Origin of the sequence: Streptomyces sp. NPDC051180 (assembly GCF_040689545.1) — a bacterium.
Lineage (GTDB): Bacteria > Actinomycetota > Actinomycetes > Streptomycetales > Streptomycetaceae > Streptomyces.
Genome location: NZ_JBFBBC010000002.1, coordinates 546,481 through 562,933 on the forward strand (window position 1 = coordinate 546,481; position 16,453 = coordinate 562,933).

A 16,453-nucleotide genomic window follows, 5' to 3' on the forward strand; every position below is an offset into this window, starting at 1 on the left:
GGACGGCGGCAGGGCCGCACCCGTGGATCGGGTGCGGCCCTGCCCTTTCGGGGGGGGGTGGCGGATCAGGAGTCCATGGCGCGGCGGCGCACGGCGACGACGACCGCCGCGCCCGCGGCGGCGGTCAGACCGGAGGCGGCGAGCAGGAGGCCGGTGGGGGCGCCCGAGCCGGTGGCGGCGAGCGCGGCGGACCCGCCGGCGGTGCCGGCGCCGCCGACCGTGGCGCCGCCGAACGAGCCGCCGGCGGTGGTGCCGGTGGCGCCGCCCGTCGTGCCGCCGGTGGTGGAGGGGGAGCCCGGGGCAGACGGGAGCGTGGTGTCCGCGTCGGAGGAGAGGACGAGGGTGACCGGGTCGACGGCCGTGCCGGGCCGGTAGAAGCTCGCGCCGTCGGGACCGGCGAACTGGGCGGCGCCGTCCGCGGTGAGCCGGGCCGGGATCGCGGCGAGGGTGACGACGCCCTTCTTCGCGGTCCAGTCGGCCTTCGACAGGTCCAGGTCGGCGAAGGCCACGTCGTCGCGGGTGCCGCCGGCGGTGGTGACGTCGGCGGTGGTGACGTCGGCGGTGAGCGTGCCGGTGGTGCCGTCGACCGTCACCTTGAGGTCGCCGATGGTCCAGTCGATGCCGTGGGCGGCGCAGCTGAAGGCGAGCTTTCCGGAGAACGCGGCCTCGGCCTTGCGGGCGTCGGCGTCGAGGTCGGCCTTGGCGAAGCCGAAGTCGTAGGAGGAGCCGTTCCTCCTCGCGCCGCCGGAGGGGGTGACCGTGCCGCCGCAGGTCTCGGCGACGTACGTCCGCCAGCTCTGCTTCACGGCCCAGGTGAGCCTGCCGTTCACGACGGCCACGGGGTCGGTCGTCGGAGCTGTTGTCGTGGGCGCCGTGGTGGGCGGGTTCGTGGTGGGCGGGGCGGTGGTCGGCGGGTTCGTGGTCGGGGGCGCCGTGGTGGGCGGGGCGGTGGTCGGCGGGTTCGTGGTCGGAGGCGCCGTGGTGGGGGGCACGGTGGTCGGCGGGGCCGTGGGCCTGCTGCCCGCCTTCACGGTGAGCGTGGCGGCGTCGAGGGCGTCGCCCTCCTTGTAGAAGCCGGCGAACGCCGCCGCGCCGTCCTTGGTCAGCTTCGCCGGTATGTCCTTGAAGACCATCGCGCCGCCCTCGCCCTGACCGGGCCGGACACCGGTCATGTCGAGCGCGGCGAAGACGATGTCGTCGCGGGTGGTGAAGGTGCCGTCCTTCTCCTTGGTGACGACGTCGGCGGTGATGGCGCCGGTCGGCGCGGCGGTGCCCGCCGTCGTCAGCCGGACGTCGGAGATCCGGATGTCGAGGACGCCCTCGTGGGCCTCGAAGTGGACGCCGCCCTTGAAGGAGTTGGCGGTGGCGTGGCTGCCGGTGTCGTAGGTGCCCGTGCCGTCGACGAAGGTGAAGACGCCGTTGCCCGCCGCCTGCCGTGCGCCGCCCTCGACGGTGGTCTTCCCGTGGGCGAAGGGCTGGGCGAGGTACGAGCGGAACGACTGCTATGCCCCAGTCCAGAGTGCCGTCCACGAGTGCCGTCGGCGGCGCGGCCGCGTCGGCCGCGGCGGCCGGCAGGGCGAGGACGACGGCGCCCGTGCCGAGGGCGGCGGCCGTGGCGACGGCGGCTGCCAGGGTGACGGAACGGCGCAAGGGGGTGGCCATGGCGGGTCTCTCCTAGGTGAGGCACGGGGGGGGGGTGCGCGGGGGTGCGCGGGAGCCGGCGCGGGGGGACGCGCCCGGGCGGGGAAGTCGGGGGTGGGGGTGCGGGAGGCACGGGTGGGATCGGCGGGACGCCGGGCGGGGAGGTCGGGGAGGCCGGCGGGCCGCGCCGGGGTCAGGGCGCGGTCGGTCCCGAGCGGCGGCGGCGTACGACGAGAAGGACCGCGGCGACGGCGACGAGCAGGGCCCCGGCGCCGACGGCGGTCCAGGTGCCGGCGGAGGAGTCGGCCGAGGCGACGGCCGGCGCGGGGGCCGTCGACGCCGGCGCGGGGGCCGCCGACTCGGGGGCGGCGGTGGCCGGCGGCGTGGACGTCGCCTCGCTGCCGAGGTCCGGGAGGGCGGGCAGCCGGGCCCCGGCGTCGACGGCGACCGCGAGCGAGACCGGGTCCATCGCCGTCCCCGCCTTGTACATGCCGCCGAAGGCGCGGGCGCCGCCCTCGGTGAGGGTGGCGGGGGCCTCGGAGACGGCGGCGAGGCCGTTCGCCGGGGTGAGTCCGGGGGCGGCGAAGGTCACGAGCGGGACGGCCTTCGTGGTCGTCCCGGCGCCGGTGACGTCGGCGCTGAGGGTGCCGGTGCCGCCGGTCACGCGCACCGCGACCCCGGCGATGGTGAGGTCGAGGTGGGCGCCGGTGAAGCGGACGCTGCCGGCGAAGGCCGCGTCGAGGGTGCCGGTCCTCCCGTCGTACGTGCCCGTGCCGCGGGGGAAGCGGAAGAGCGCTCCGCCGTCCTGGGCTCCGCCGGCGAGCGTCCAACGGCCCTGGGCGACGGAGCCGGTGACGTACTCGCGGAAGGTGCGGCGGACGCCCCAGTCGACGGCGGCGGTGGTGAAGCCGTCGGTGCGCGCGCGCTCGGCGGACGGACTCGCCGTGGCCGTCGGGCCCGGCGTCGCGGACGCGGTGGGGCGGGTGGTGTCGGTGGTCTTCCTCGGCGTGCGGACGTCGACGGTGAGGCTGACGGGGTCGAGCGGGGTGCCGGCCCGGTAGTAGCCGGCGAAGGCGGCGGCTCCCTGCGTGGTGAGGGTGGCGGGCACGCCGGTGAGGGAGAGGGGACTGCCGCCGCCGCGCATGTCGACGCCGCGGAGGTCGAGGGCGGCGAGCGGCACCTGGGAGGAGACGGTCGTCCGCCCGCTGCCCTTGGCCTTGCTCGTCATGTCGGCGTAGAGGGTGCCGCGTCCGCCCTGGACGCGGATGCGGGGGCGGCTGACGGTGAGGTCGAGTGCGTGGGTGCCGTTCGCGGCGCGGTGGCCGGTGAAGCGGACGCCGCCCGCGAAGGCGGCCTCGAAGGCGCCGGTCGCCGGGTCGTAGGAGCCCTGCGCGGAGTGGAAGCGGAACTGGCTGCCGCCGACCGTGGCGGCGCCGCCGGTGAGGCTCCAACCGCCCTGGGCGATGGGCCCGGTGACGTAGCTCTGGAAGGAGGTCTTGATGCCCCAGTCGAGCCGTCCGCCCTGCACCGCGCGGCTCTCCGCGTGGGCGGCGGAGACCGGGAGCAGGGCACCGAGCAGGGCCGTGAACAGGGTCACGGCGAGCGCGCGGGCGGGTCTGGACAGCAGCATGGAGCCCCTCCGAGGGCTAGTAACTAAGGTAAGGCTAACCTAAGCTACATCCCGTCCGGCCGGAACCCCGACCGCCGCCGGCACGGCAGAACGAACGACGGAACGAACGACAGGACGGTGTCCGGTGCGCAGAACCCGCCTCGTGGGAGCGCTGACAGCAGCACTCGCCCTCGCCCTCACGGCGACCGGCTGCGGCGGTACGGGCGGAGCCGGTGCCGCCGCCCCCGCCGCGAAGACGGCCGCCGCCCCCGACCGGGTCGAGCCGCTCGCCGCCCCGGCCGCCCCCCGACTGCCCGTCACCGTCCGCTCGGCCGACGGGCGGACGGTCACCGTCGCCTCCACGGAGCGGATCGTCCCGCTCAGCGGCTCCCTCAGCGAGATCGTCTTCACCCTCGGCCTGGGCGACCGGGTCGTCGCCCGGGACATCACCGCCACCTTCGAACAGGCCGCGGACCTCCCGGTGGTGACCCGGGCCCACGACGTCTCGGCCGAGAGCGTCCTCTCGCTGCGGCCGACCCTCGTCCTGGCCGAGGCCACCACCGGACCGGCGGAGGCCGTCGCCCAGATCCGGGACGCGGGGATCCCGCTCGTCGTCGTGGCGCCCGCGCGGGAACTCCCCGACGTCGACGCCCGCATCGACGCGGTGGCCGCCGCCCTCGGCGTCCCCGGCTCCGGCACCGAGCTGCGCCGGCGCACCCAGGAGCGGATCGCCGCGGTCCGCGAGGGCGTCCCGGCCGGCGGCGCCAGGCCCCGGGTGGCCTTCCTCTACGTCCGCGGATCGGCCGCCGTCTACCTGCTCGGCGGGGCCGAGTCCGGCGCGAGCTCGCTGCTGGAGGCGGCCGGCGCGATCGACGCCGGCAAGGAGTCGGGTCTGACGAAGGACTTCACCCCGATCACCAGCGAGGCCCTCGCGCAGGCCGCGCCCGACGCGCTCCTCGTCATGAGCAAGGGCCTCGCCTCCGTCGGCGGGATCGACGGCCTGGTGAAGATCCCCGGCGTCGCCGAGACCCCGGCCGGAGCAGCCCGCCGGGTCGTCACCGTCGACGACGGCGTGCTCCTCAACTACGGCCCGCGCACCGATCGCGTCCTGGCCTCGCTCGTCGACCAGCTCCACGGGGAGGAACGGTGACGGCGCCCCCGAAGACCCGGGAGGCGCGGGGCGACGCCCCGGCCCCCTCGGCCGTGGACGGTCCGCCCACCCCCGCGCGGCCCCCGCGCCCGGCGCGCGGCCGGGCCGCCACCCTGACCGCCGGCCTGCTCGCCGCCCTGCTCCTGCTCTGCCTGGTGTCCGCCGGGACCGGGGCGTACGGGATCCCGCTCGGCGACGTCCTCGCCTCCGCGCAGCACCGGATCGGGCTCGGCGGCCACGCGCTCGACCGCACGGCGGAGAGCGTCCTGTGGAACATCCGGCTTCCCCGGGTCGTCCTCGCCGTCCTCGTCGGCGCCTCCCTCGGCTGCGCGGGCGCACTCATGCAGGGCGTGTTCGGCAATCCGCTCGCCGAACCCGGCGTCATCGGCATCTCGGCGGGCGCGGCCGTCGGCGCGGTGGGGGCCATCGCGCTCGGCCTGACCTTCCTCGGGAACTGGACGGTGACGGTCTGCGCCTTCGTCGCCGGCCTGGCGACGGTGCTGCTGGTGTACGCGATGTCCCGCTCCGGCGGCCGGACGGAGGTGGTGACGCTGATCCTCACGGGCATCGCGGTCAACGCCTTCGCGGGCGCCCTGATCGGCCTCTTCCTCTTCTTCGCCGACAACGCGCAGGTCACCCAGATCACCTTCTGGCAGCTCGGTTCGCTCGCCCAGGCCACCTGGCCCAAGGTCCTCGCGGTGCTGCCCTGCGCGCTCCTCGGCCTGGCCGTCGCCCCGCTCCACTCCCGCCGGCTCGACCTGCTCGCCCTCGGCGAGCGGCCCGCCCGCCATCTGGGCGTGGACGTGGAGCGGCTGCGGGTCGCCCTGATCCTCGTGGTGGCGCTGCTGACCGCGGCCGCGGTCGCGGTGGCCGGGATCATCACCTTCGTCGGCCTGCTCGTGCCGCATCTGCTGCGGATGGCGAACGGCCCCGGACACCGCTTCCTGGTGCCGGGCAGCGCGCTGGGCGGAGCCGTCGTCCTCGCGGCCGGCGACCTGGCGGCCCGCACGGCCGCGGCCCCGGCGGAACTCCCCCTGGGCGTCCTCACCGCCCTCATCGGCAGCCCCTTCTTCTTCTGGCTGCTGCGCAGGACCCGTCGCAAGCAAGGTGGTTGGGCATGACATCCGTACGGCTCCGGGGGCTGCTGCCGCACCGGCGCGCCCGCGCGCTCCCCTCCCCCGCCGCGCCGGGCGCGCTCGTCGCCGAGGCCGTCGGCGTGACGATCGCCCGGGGCCGCCGGGCGGTGCTCGACGGGGCCCGAGTCGAGGTGCGGGCCGGGGAGGTCCTCGCCCTGGTGGGGCCCAACGGGGCCGGGAAGTCGACCCTGCTCGCCGCCCTCGCCGCCGATCTCGCCCCGGACGCAGGGGAGGTGCGGATCGACGGACGGGCGGCCGGCGACTGGCCGGCCGACGAACTCGCCCTGCGCCGCGCGGTGCTGCCGCAGGACGCGGCGCTCTCCTTCCCCTTCCCCGTGGCCGAGGTGGTGCGGATGGGCCGGGCCCCGTGGGCGGGGACCGCGCGGGAGGACGAGGACGACGACGCGGTCGCGGAGGCGCTGGCGGCCACCGAGGTCACGGAGTTCGCCGCGCGGCCGTTCTCCGCGCTGTCCGGCGGCGAGCGGGCGCGGGTCGCACTGGCCCGCGTGCTGGCCCAGCGGACCGGCCTGCTGCTGCTCGACGAGCCGACCGCCGCACTCGACCTGCGCCACCAGGAACTGGTCCTGGGGGTCTGCCGGGAGCGCGCGGCGGCCGGGGACGCGGTGGTGCTCGTGCTGCACGACCTCGGGCTCGCCGCCGCGCACGCGGACCGGATCGCCGTGCTGCACGAGGGGCGGATCGCGGCGGACGGCGCTCCCGGGGAGGTGCTCGGCGCCGAGTTGCTCAGCCGGGTCTACCGGCAGCCGGTGGAGGTCTTCCCGCACCCGCGCACGGGCGTCCCCCTCGTCGTACCCACCCGCACGGGCTCCGGGGCCCGTTCGGATACCGGAGAGTAAACCGAAACAGGACAATCCACCCCGCTTGACCTGCGCTTGACCAAGCCATGAGAACCCCATGGAGACCCCGTGATCCCGCCGTGTCCGGCCCGCCGGACCTGAGAGCTGAATCACTGGACGGGTGGGTATGGCTGAGGTAAGCCTCGGTTAAGTTAGGTCCGCCTCACCCACGTCCCCGCGTTCCTGGAGCCCTCATGCGAGCAGTCCGCCTCTCCGTCGTCACCGCCGCCGCGACCGCGGCCGCTCTGACCGCCGTCACGGGCTGCACCGAGAAGAGCGACGCCAAGGCCGACGACGGCACCATCACCGTCGTCGCCAAGGACGACTCCTGCGAGGTCTCCAAGAAGGAGTTCCCGGCCGGTCACGTGAAGCTGGCCGTCGAGAACCGCGGCTCCAAGGTCACCGAGGTCTACGTCCTCTACCCGGACGACCGGATCGTCACCGAGCGCGAGAACATCGGCCCCGGCACCAAGGCCACCGTCACCGCCGAGATCAAGGCCGGCGACTACGCCATCGTCTGCAAGCCGGGCATGACCGGCGCGGGCCTGCGCCAGCCGGTCAAGGTCGCCGGCGCCGGCGCCGCGACCGCCAAGCGCTCCCCCGAGATGGACGCCGCCGTCGCCGCCTACCGCCAGTACGTCCAGGCGCAGGCCGACGCGACCCTGCCCAAGGTGAAGGTCTTCACCGACGCCGTCCGCGCCGGTGACGTCGAGGCCGCGAAGAAGGCGTACGCCGAGTCCCGCATCGGCTGGGAGCGCACCGAGCCCGTCGCCGAGTCCTTCGGCGACATCGACCCCAAGGTCGACGTCCGCGAGGACGGCCTGGAGGAGGGCCAGGACCCCGCCAAGGACTGGACCGGCTGGCACCGCCTGGAGAAGGCCCTCTGGCAGGACAAGAAGATCGGCGCCGCGGAGAAGACCCTCGCCGACACCCTCGACGAGGACCTCGCGGACTGGGTGAAGCGCGTCGGCAAGGCCGAGATCACCCCCACCTCGATGGCCAACGGCGCCAAGGAGCTCCTCGACGAGGTCGCCAGCGGCAAGGTCACCGGCGAGGAGGAGCGCTACTCCCACACCGACCTCGTCGACTTCAAGGCGAACGTCGAGGGCGCGCAGAAGTCCTTCGAGCTGCTCAAGCCGGTCGCCTCGAAGAACGACGCCAAGCTCGTCGCCGAGCTGGACAAGCAGTTCGCCGCGCTCAACACGCTGCTCGACAAGTACCGCGCCGACAAGAGCAGCTACGTCTTCACCTCGTACGACAAGGTCGGCAAGCCCGAGCGCAAGGAGCTCTCCGACGGCGTCAACGCGCTCGCCGAGCCGCTCTCCAAGCTCGCCGCCGCGGTCGTCAAGTAGTCGTCGGATCGGCAGGGACGGGGACAGGGACATGCCCGAGGAGATACAGGAGCAGCCGGCGGCCGAGGCCGCCGCGCCCTCCCGCCGCACGGTCATCGGCTGGGGCGGAGCCGGGCTCGCGCTCGGTGCCGCCGCGGCCGGCGGCGCCGCCGCCGTGCTCACCCGCGACGGGGACTCCACCGTCCCCGTCGCCGACACCGGCGCGGCCGTCCCCTTCCACGGGGCGCACCAGGCCGGCATCGCCACCGCCGTGCAGGACCGCCTGCACTTCGCCTCCTTCGACGTGAAGACGAAGGACCGCGAGGAGCTGGTGCAGCTCCTCAAGGACTGGACGCGGGCGGCCGAGCGGATGACCGCCGGCGCCGAGGTCGGCGAGGGCGCCTACGGCGGCCTGCCGGAGGCGCCGCCGGACGACACCGGCGAGGCGCTGGGCCTCAAGCCCTCCCGTCTCACCCTCACCATCGGCTTCGGCCCCTCGCTCTTCGACGGGCGCTTCGGGCTGAAGGACAGGCGGCCCGGGGCCCTGGTGGACCTGCCCAGGTTCCCGGGCGACAACCTGGATCCGGCGCGCAGCGGCGGCGACATCTGCGTGCAGGCATGCGCGGACGACCCCCAGGTCGCCGTCCACGCCATCCGCAACCTCGCGCGGATCGGCTTCGGCAAGGTCGCGGTGCGCTGGTCCCAGCTGGGCTTCGGCAAGACGTCCTCGACGACCCCGGACGCCCAGACCCCGCGCAACCTCTTCGGCTTCAAGGACGGCACCCGCAACATCGCCGGCACCGAGACCGAGCGGCTCGCCCGGCACGTGTGGGTCTCCGGCAAGGACGCCGAGGGCGGCGCCGCCTGGCTGGACGGCGGCTCCTACCTGGTCGCCCGCCGCATCCGCATGAACGTCGAGACCTGGGACCGCACTCCGCTCGCCGAGCAGGAGGACATCTTCGGGCGCGACAAGCGCGAGGGTGCGCCGGTCGGCAAGGCCAAGGAGCACGACGAGCCGTTCCTCAAGGCGATGAAGCCCGACGCGCACGTCCGGCTCGCCCACCCGGACAGCAACCACGGGGCGACCCTGCTGCGCCGCGGCTACTCCTTCACGGACGGCACGGACGGCCTCGGCCGTCTGGAGGCCGGCCTGTTCTTCCTGGCGTACCAGAAGGACGTCCGCACCGGCTTCATCCCGGTGCAGACGTCACTGGCGTCCGACGCCCTCAACGAATACATCCAGCACGTGGGTTCGGCGCTGTTCGCGATCCCGCCGGGCGTCCGGGACAAGGACGACTGGTGGGGCAGGACGCTGTTCTCCTGACGGAGCTGACGGAGAAGGAGCACCGACGTGTTCGGTAACTATCTGATCGGCCTGCGCGAGGGCCTCGAGGCCAGCCTGGTCGTCTGCATCCTCATCGCCTATCTGGTGAAGACCGGCCGGCGGGACGCGCTGAAGCCGATCTGGATCGGCATCGGCGTGGCCGTCGGCGTCGCCCTGGCCTTCGGCGCCGGCCTGGAGTTCGGCTCCCAGGAGCTGACGTTCGAGGCGCAGGAGCTGCTCGGCGGCTCGCTGTCCATCGTCGCCGTGGTCCTGGTGACCTGGATGGTCTTCTGGATGCGGCGCACCGCGCGGCACCTCAAGGCGGAGCTCCACGGGAAGCTGGACGCGGCCCTGCAGATGGGCACGGGCGCGCTGGTCGCCACCGCCTTCCTGGCGGTGGGCCGCGAGGGCCTGGAGACGGCGCTGTTCGTCTGGGCGTCGGTGCGGGCCTCGTCCGACGGCACGTACGCGCCGCTGACCGGGGTGCTGCTCGGTCTGCTGACGGCGGTGCTGCTCGGCTGGCTGTTCTACCGGGGCGCGCTGAGGATCAACCTGGCGAAGTTCTTCACCTGGACCGGCGGCATGCTGGTCGTGGTGGCGGCGGGCGTCCTCGCGTACGGCGTGCACGACCTGCAGGAGGCGCGCTTCCTCGGCGGCCTCGCGGACAAGGCGTTCGACATCTCCGCGACGATCCCCCCGGACAGCTGGTACGGCACCCTCCTCAAGGGCGTCTTCAACTTCCAGCCGGACCCGACGGTCCTTCAGGTCACGGTGTGGGCGCTGTATCTGGTCCCGACGCTCGCGCTGTTCCTCGCCCCGATAGGGTCGGGTCCGTCCGTGCGGGTGAAGAAGCAGAAGGCGACCGATGACAAGGCTGAGGCTGCGGCGAGCGCCGAGACGGCCGGTTGAGCGACCGGCGGTACGACCGGCGAGGCTGCTCGCGGCGACGGCGGCGGCGACCGTCCTGACGCTGACGGCGAGCGGCTGTGTGACGGTGCACGGCGAGACCGCCCTGCTGCCGCCCGCGACGAAGGCCGAGGCCGCGCAGGCCGTCGCGGACTTCACCGCCGCGTACAACCGCGCCGACAAGGCGTACGACCCGGCCCTCGACGCGGGCCGGGTCACCGGTCCGCTCGGCGAGGTCAACCAGGCGGGGCTGCGCGCACGGTCGATCACCACGCCCGGCGGCAACAAGGACCACCGGCCCCTGGAGCTGACGGACACCCGGTTCACGCTGCCCCGCAAGGCGGGCTGGCCCCGCTGGTTCGTCGCGGACGCCGACCCCAACCGGGACGTCGACGGGGGCGCCGGCGACCAGCGCTGGCTCCTGGTCTTCGTGCGCAACGGACCGCAGCAGCTGTGGGAGGTCGCCTACCTCGGCATCCTCGACGCCGGCCGGGTACCGGAGTTCGCCGAGGAGGAGGGGTACGCGGTGCCGGTCGCCGCGGACTCGGACGCCCTCGCGGTCGCGCCCGGTGATCTCGGCAGGCGGTACGTCTCCTACCTGAAGGACGGGCAGCCGGGGCCGTTCGCGGCGGGCTCGCACACCACCGGCTGGCGGGCGGACCGGCAGAAGGCCGCCAAGCGGCCGGGCCTCGCCACCCAGTACCTCGACCAGGTCACCGACCAGGGCGACTTCGCACCCCTGGGGCTGCGCACCCGCGACGGCGGCGCGCTGGTCTTCTTCGCGACCCGGTACTTCGAGCGGCAGACCGCGGCGCCGGGCTACCGGCCCAAGGTCAACGCCGACGTCAAGGCGCTCATGACCGGCGAGATCAAGAACACCGTCACCCGCGAGTGGGTCTCCAGCCAGGCGGTCCTGGTGAAGCCGGCGGGCACGGACCGCGACGGCGTCTCGTTCCTCAGCCGCCTCCAGGGCGTGGTGTCCGCGGAGGGCTCCTAGGAGACCGCCCGGCGTGATCGGCGAGACGCCTCCCCGGGGAGTCGCCCGCCACCGGCGGGCCCGCGCCTCCCGGCGGAGGTCAGCGGGTCAGCGGCCAGGCGATCTCGTGGGCGGTGTGCTCGCCGTCGCCGTCGGCCCCCAGCGCGGCCGCGTGACGCGCGCAGGCGTCCTGGAGGGTCTCCAGGAGGTTCAGCGGGTCGGGCAGCGGGTGCTCGGGGCCGCGGACCCAGGCGACGACGGGATGGGCGTCCTCGTCCCCGGGGAGGCGGGCCGGCGGGACGAGGACGTAGCTGCCGCGGCAGTGCCAGCGGAGCCCGGGGTGCTCGTCCATGGTCTCGGGGTGGCAGTCCAGCTCACAGGGCCACCACTCGTCCTCGTCCTCGGGGGTGCCGCGGGTGGCGGTGAAGAAGAGCATCCGGCCGCCCACGGTGTCGACGTCGGCGGACTCGGCGACCGGCCCGACCTCCACGCCCTCGGCGAGGAGGCGGTCCAAGGCGGCGCGGCCGGCGGCGAAGGGGACGTCGAGGACGTCGTGGACCATGCCGGTGGCGGTGACGAAGTTCGCCGCGGGCTCGTTCCTGGCCCAGCGCTCGATCTGCGCGCGGTCGGTGGTCGACTGCGTCTGCCAGGCGAAGGAGACGGGGTGCCGGGCGGGGGTGGGACAGCCGATCCGCTCACAGGAGCAGCTGTAACCCACGGGGGACGCGGCGGGGGCCAGGGGCAGCCCTGCGGCGGCGGCGGCCAGGAGCAGCGACTCGCGTTCGTTCCCGTCGTCGGCCGCGGTGCGTTTGGGGCGCCTGCGCAGCCACTGTGCGAGCCTGCTCTCCGTGCCGCGGTAGCGGCCGATGCCGTCGCCCATCTATCCCCTCACACCTCATGCTCGCCCGTTCGGCTCTGCCCATGGTCCCACCATCCTGCGCCTCGGGTGACCGGAGTGCGGAACCGGGGTCCCCGGGGGCGGTTCCGGCGGGTGGTCGCGGCCGGTCAGCTCCTCGGCGCGAGACCGCGCAGGGCCAGGTCGACGAGGGCGTCGGCGTAGCCGTGGGTGAGCGGCAGGGTGCGGTGGAGCCAGCGGTGGTGGAGGGGTCCGACGAGGAGCTCCACGGCGAGGCGGGGGTCGGCGTCCGGGTCGGCGTCGCCCGCCGCCTGGGCGGCCTCGATGCGGCGGACGTAGAGCTGGAGCTGGGGTTCGAGCAGGGCCTCGGTGAAGCGGGCGCCGAGGTCGGCGTCGACGATCCCCTCGGCGGCGAGGGCGCGGGTGGGGGCGTCGAAGGCGGGGTCGTTCATCTCGTCGACGGTGGCGCGGAGCACGTACCGGAGGTCGGCGGCGAGGTCCCCGGTGTCGGGGATCTCACTCCGGGCGTCGCCGCCGAGGGCCTCGTTGGCGCGGGCGGCGAGGTCGAGGAAGGCGTCGAGGAGGACGGCCGCCTTGGAGGGCCACCAGCGGTAGATGGTCTGCTTGCCGACCCCGGCGCGGGCGGCGATGCCCTCGACGGTGGTCTTCGCGTAGCCGGCCTCGGAGACGAGGGCGAGGGCGGCGTCGAAGATGGCGCGGCGGGAGCGTTCGCTGCGGCGGGAGGCGTCGGGGGCGGCCTTCGCGGGCCTGGGCTCGGACATGGCCCCAATCTAGCAGCCGGACGAGACGTCGCGTCTCGTCGAGTCGGGTGGCATCGAACCACCCGAACGGTCCACTGCGCGAAGGGCCCCGAGGGCGGACCATGGGGTCCACCGATCTTCGGTTCTTCCGCCCACCCGTCCGTGAGGAGCCCTCTTTGCGCCCCACTCCGCGCGCGTCCTCGCCCCGCCGTTACCTGATGTGCCCACCCGCGCACTTCTCGGTGACGTACTCCATCAACCCCTGGATGGACCCCACCAAACCGGTCGACCTGCCGCTCGCCCTCGCCCAGTGGGAGGACCTGCGCGACCGCTACCGCTCGCTCGGCCACACCGTCGAGCTGCTGGAGCCCGACCCGGCGCTGCCGGACATGGTCTTCGCGGCGAACGGCGCCACGGTCGTCGACGGCCGGGTCCTCGGGGCGAAGTTCGCCCATCCGGAGCGTGCGCGCGAGGCCGACGCCCATCTGGCCTGGTTCCGCCGGAACGGCTGGACGGACGACGCCCTGGCGGAGCCGGAGCACGTGAACGAGGGGGAGGGCGACTTCGCCGTCACCGCCTCCTGGATCCTCGCCGGCCGCGGCTTCCGCTCCAGCCCGCTCTCCCACGACGAGGCGCAGGAGTTCTTCGGCCGCCCGGTCATCGGCCTGGAGCTGGTGGACCCCCGCTACTACCACCTGGACACGGCGTTCTGCGTCCTGGACGACGCCCGTGACGAGGTCATGTACTTCCCGGACGCCTTCTCACCCGGCAGCCGGGCGGTGCTCGCGCGGCTCTTCCCCGACGCCCTGATCGCCACCGCGGAGGACGCGGCGGCCCTCGGGCTCAACGCGGTCAGCGACGGCCTGCACGTCCTGCTGCCGCAGGCGGCGGTGGGCCTCTTCGAGCCGCTGCGCCGCCGCGGCTTCGAACCGGTCGGCATGGACCTCGGCGAACTCCTCAAGGGCGGCGGCAGCGTGAAGTGCTGCACCCAGGAGCTGCGGCCCTAGGGGGTGTCCCCGGGGGTTGCCTCGGGCGGCCACGGGTCGCCCCACTCCACGTCACGGGCCCGCTTGTACAGGGGCCCGTGCCGCTTGGTGACCGTGTCGCGGACCAGGCCGTCGGGGCCGCACAGGTCGAGCAGCACCTGACCCTTGCGGATCTGGGGCCTGCGGGTGACCCGGGAGACCGCGGGCGTCACCGGGAACCGGGTCGCGGCGACGTAGGCGTACTTCTCGTCCTCGTAGGGCAGCGAGCCGCCCTTGACCTGGCGGTGCAGCGAGGAGCGGCTCACCCGCGCCGAGAAGTGGCACCAGTCCTCGCCCGGCACGATCGGGCACGCCCCGCTGTGCGGGCAGGGCGCGGCGACGGTGAAGCCGGCCTCGACGAGCAGGGTGCGGGCCGCGATGATCCGCTCGTAGCCGTCGGGGGTGCCGGGCTCGACGATCACCACCGCCTGCGCCGCGCGCGCGGCCTCGGACACGAGCGCCGCCCGGTCGACTTCGGTCAGCTCCTTGAGCACGTACGAGACGGTGACCAGGTCCGCGTCCGCGAGCCGGAGCGCGGAGCCGATCCGGGCGGTGCGCCACTCTGCGTCCAGCGTCCCCGCCGCCAGCTCGCGGCCGAGCGCCAGCGCGGGCTCGGCCCAGTCCAGGACGGTGGTGTGCGGCGCCACGTCGGCCCACGCCTCGGCGACGGCCCAGCTCGCCGCACCGGTGCCGCCGCCCACGTCGGTGTGCGTCCCCGGCTCCCAGTCGGGCGCCGCGTCCCGCAGGGCGTACAGCGCGCCCCGTACCGCCTCGAAGGTCGCCGGCATCCGGTACGCGGCGTACGCGGCGACGTCGGAGCGGTCGCGCAGCACGGGGGCGTCGGTCGGGGTGGTGCCCCGGTAGTTGGCGATCAGCCGCTCGACGGCCTTGGCCGCCTGGCTGGGCGGCAGCCCGTCGAGGAGTCCGGCGAGGGCCGCGCGCAGGGACTCGGCGGAGGGAGGGGAGGCGTTCACCGCGACATTCTAGGCGGCGGTGCGGAGGGTCCCCTCCGGCCCGGCGCGCCCGCCGGGGTCACCGCGCGTGGACCGCCCTCCAGGCGTCGATGGAGCGGTCCCACTGTTCGCCGGTCAGCTCGGTCAGGGAGGCCGGGAAGAGGCCGTCCTCCTCCTTGGCGATGTGGTCGTGGAGTTCGTCGACGGCCCGGACGAACTCCGCCCGCCGGGCCTCGGAGGCGAGGTCGAGTCCGGCCAGGAAGGCGGCGAGCTCCCGGTGCTCGCGGGCGAGGGCGTCGACGTACGCCGTGTACTCCGGGTTCTCGCGCATCACGGCGAACAGGCCGCGCTCCTCGCCGGCCCAGTGGTCGAGCAGCAGCACGGCCATCCGCTCCACGAGCTCCCGCGCCCGCTCGTGGTCGCCCGAGTCGAGCGCGCGCACGGCGTCCCCGGCGACGTCGGTCACCGCCTCGTGCTCGGCGATGAACTCCTTGATCAGGGGGATCTCACGGCAGCCGCAGTAGTGACACATGCCGCAGATCGTCACATCACGGGCGCCCGGGCGGCCGGTGCCACACCGCCCGCCCGGCCGACTAGACGTCCGCCCGGGGGTTCCGCCAGGGGCGGCAGAGTCCGAGGAAGCAGGTGAGGGCGAGGACGGCGCAGCAGACCTGGACGACGGCCATGGGGACGGCGGTGTGCTCGCCCGCGACGCCGACGAGCGGCGAGGCGACCGCGCCGACGAGGAAGGAGGAGGTGCCGAGCAGGGCGGAGGCCGAACCGGCGGCGTGCGGGGTGCGCATCAGCGCCAGGGCGTTGGTGTTCGGCAGGGCGAGGCCCATCGCCGACATCAGGACGAAGAGCCCGGCGGCGATCGGGAACAGGCCGACCTCCCCGAAGGCTCCGGCGGTCATCAGGAGCAGCGCGGTCGAGGCGACGAGGATCGTCCCGAGGCCGATTCCGAGCACCTTGTCGAGGCGGACGCGGCCGACGAGGAGCTTGCCGTTGACCTGGCCGAGGGCGACGAGACCGATGGAGTTGAGGCCGAAGAGCAGGCTGAAGGTCTGGGGCGAGGCGCCGTAGATCTCCTGGACCACGAACGGGGAGGCGGAGATGTACGCGAAGAGGGCGGCGAAGCCGAACCCGCCGGCCAGCATGTACCCGGCGAAGACCCGGTCGGCCAGGAGGCCGCGCATGGTGCGCAGGGCCGCGCCCACACCGCCCTGCTGACGGCGCTCGGCCGGCAGCGTCTCGTCGAGGAACCGCCAGACGACGGCGGTGAGCAGGACGCCGATGGCGGTGAGGACGAGGAAGACCCCCCGCCAGTCGGTGACGCGCAGGATCTGGCCGCCGATGAGCGGGGCGACGATCGGCGCGGCTCCGGAGATGAGCATCAGGGTGGAGAAGAAGCGGGCCATCTCGACGCCGTCGTACAGGTCGCGGACGACGGCGCGGGCGATGACGATGCCGGCGGCGCCGGCGAGGCCCTGGAGGAGCCGGCAGCCGATGAGGAGTCCGGCGGTGGGCGCGAGGGCGCAGGCGGCGGTGGCGAGGACGTACACGACCATGCCGACGAGCAGCGGGCGGCGGCGGCCCCACTTGTCGCTCATGGGGCCGACGACCAGCTGCCCGAGGGCCATGCCGGCGAGGCAGGCGGTGAGGGTGAGCTGGACGGTCGCGGCGGGCGCGTGCAGCGCGCCGGTGACCTCCGGAAGGGCCGGGAGGTACATGTCCATGGAGAGCGGGGGCAGCGCCGTCAGGCCGCCCAGGACCAGGGTGACGAGCAGCCCCGCGCGCCGGGCGGCGACGACGGGGGCGGTTTCGGTTATGTGCCCTTGTGTTGTTGTCCGGCCGCTCTCGGGCATCGACTGCTCCATTTCGTTGAATCCTTGCCTATGCTCTCAGCTCGATCGGCATGGTCGAGACCT

General features: G+C 74.5%; 16 protein-coding genes and 1 pseudogene. 9 read left to right on the forward strand and 8 right to left on the reverse strand.

The genetic code is table 11. The features are described from left to right. Positions 1-65 precede the first annotated feature (65 nt). Complete coding sequence (locus AB0424_RS05900) at positions 66-1,031, reverse strand: HtaA domain-containing protein (protein WP_366302678.1); 966 nt, start codon at positions 1,029-1,031, stop codon at positions 66-68. 60 nt (positions 1,032-1,091) lie between these two features. After that, positions 1,092-1,442: pseudogene (locus AB0424_RS05905) on the reverse strand (HtaA domain-containing protein); the annotation flags it as partial. A 62-nt stretch (positions 1,443-1,504) separates the two neighbouring features. Here AB0424_RS05905 and AB0424_RS05910 point away from each other — a divergent pair. Continuing rightward, a complete protein-coding gene (locus AB0424_RS05910; protein ID WP_366302524.1) occupies positions 1,505-1,678 on the forward strand; it encodes a hypothetical protein in 174 nt (57 codons plus the stop codon). 156 nt (positions 1,679-1,834) lie between these two features. Here the strand turns inward: AB0424_RS05910 and AB0424_RS05915 are convergent, their stop codons facing one another. Beyond that, on the reverse strand, positions 1,835-3,271 hold the full coding sequence (locus AB0424_RS05915) for an HtaA domain-containing protein (protein WP_366302525.1): 1,437 nt from the start codon (positions 3,269-3,271) through the stop codon (positions 1,835-1,837). A 124-nt stretch (positions 3,272-3,395) separates the two neighbouring features. Here AB0424_RS05915 and AB0424_RS05920 point away from each other — a divergent pair, with 124 nt between their 5' ends. The 7 genes from AB0424_RS05920 (at position 3,396) to AB0424_RS05950 (ending at position 10,951) form a co-directional block, all read left to right on the forward strand. Then, positions 3,396-4,400, forward strand: coding sequence for an ABC transporter substrate-binding protein (locus AB0424_RS05920; protein WP_366302526.1), 1,005 nt, complete (start codon positions 3,396-3,398; stop codon positions 4,398-4,400). Between the two features lie 53 nt (positions 4,401-4,453). Next, on the forward strand, positions 4,454-5,521 hold the full coding sequence (locus tag AB0424_RS05925; protein ID WP_366302679.1) for an iron ABC transporter permease: 1,068 nt from the start codon (positions 4,454-4,456) through the stop codon (positions 5,519-5,521). Beyond that, positions 5,518-6,393 (forward strand): heme ABC transporter ATP-binding protein, encoded by an 876-nt coding sequence (locus tag AB0424_RS05930; protein WP_366302527.1) that lies wholly within the window; start codon positions 5,518-5,520, stop codon positions 6,391-6,393. The genes AB0424_RS05925 and AB0424_RS05930 overlap by 4 nt, the downstream gene beginning before the upstream one ends. A 194-nt stretch (positions 6,394-6,587) precedes the next feature. Beyond that, positions 6,588-7,745 carry an iron uptake system protein EfeO gene (gene efeO, locus AB0424_RS05935; RefSeq protein ID WP_366302528.1) on the forward strand — a complete coding sequence of 386 codons (1,158 nt, stop codon included), beginning with the start codon at positions 6,588-6,590 and terminating at the stop codon, positions 7,743-7,745. 31 nt (positions 7,746-7,776) lie between these two features. Beyond that, a complete protein-coding gene (gene efeB / locus AB0424_RS05940; RefSeq protein WP_366302529.1) occupies positions 7,777-9,048 on the forward strand; it encodes an iron uptake transporter deferrochelatase/peroxidase subunit in 1,272 nt (423 codons plus the stop codon). Positions 9,049-9,075: 27 nt separating this feature from the next. Next, positions 9,076-9,957 (forward strand): iron uptake transporter permease EfeU, encoded by an 882-nt coding sequence (gene efeU, locus AB0424_RS05945; protein ID WP_366302530.1) that lies wholly within the window; start codon positions 9,076-9,078, stop codon positions 9,955-9,957. Beyond that, on the forward strand, positions 9,914-10,951 hold the full coding sequence (locus tag AB0424_RS05950; protein ID WP_366302531.1) for a hypothetical protein: 1,038 nt from the start codon (positions 9,914-9,916) through the stop codon (positions 10,949-10,951). The genes efeU and AB0424_RS05950 overlap by 44 nt, the downstream gene beginning before the upstream one ends. A gap of 79 nt (positions 10,952-11,030) precedes the next feature. Here the strand turns inward: AB0424_RS05950 and AB0424_RS05955 are convergent, their stop codons facing one another. Beyond that, positions 11,031-11,810, reverse strand: coding sequence for a bifunctional DNA primase/polymerase (locus AB0424_RS05955; RefSeq protein WP_366302532.1), 780 nt, complete (start codon positions 11,808-11,810; stop codon positions 11,031-11,033). Between the two features lie 125 nt (positions 11,811-11,935). Beyond that, positions 11,936-12,568 (reverse strand): TetR/AcrR family transcriptional regulator, encoded by a 633-nt coding sequence (locus AB0424_RS05960; protein ID WP_366302533.1) that lies wholly within the window; start codon positions 12,566-12,568, stop codon positions 11,936-11,938. A 155-nt stretch (positions 12,569-12,723) separates the two neighbouring features. On the opposite strand from AB0424_RS05960, the gene ddaH reads away from it, so the two are divergent. Continuing rightward, positions 12,724-13,554, forward strand: coding sequence for a dimethylargininase (ddaH, locus tag AB0424_RS05965; protein ID WP_366302534.1), 831 nt, complete (start codon positions 12,724-12,726; stop codon positions 13,552-13,554). Here the strand turns inward: ddaH and AB0424_RS05970 are convergent. The 3 genes from AB0424_RS05970 to AB0424_RS05980 all read right to left on the reverse strand — a co-directional run bounded on the left by AB0424_RS05970 (position 13,551) and on the right by AB0424_RS05980 (position 16,390). Then, positions 13,551-14,546: a small ribosomal subunit Rsm22 family protein gene (locus AB0424_RS05970; protein ID WP_366302535.1), complete on the reverse strand. Its 996-nt coding sequence runs from the start codon at positions 14,544-14,546 to the stop codon at positions 13,551-13,553. The genes ddaH and AB0424_RS05970 overlap by 4 nt on opposite strands. Positions 14,547-14,604: 58 nt before the next feature. Further along, the gene (locus AB0424_RS05975; protein ID WP_366302536.1) at positions 14,605-15,057 is read right to left on the reverse strand and encodes a hemerythrin domain-containing protein; all 453 of its coding nucleotides are present in this window, start codon (positions 15,055-15,057) and stop codon (positions 14,605-14,607) included. 61 nt (positions 15,058-15,118) lie between these two features. After that, positions 15,119-16,390 carry a multidrug effflux MFS transporter gene (locus tag AB0424_RS05980; RefSeq protein WP_366302680.1) on the reverse strand — a complete coding sequence of 424 codons (1,272 nt, stop codon included), beginning with the start codon at positions 16,388-16,390 and terminating at the stop codon, positions 15,119-15,121. Positions 16,391-16,453 lie beyond the last annotated feature (63 nt).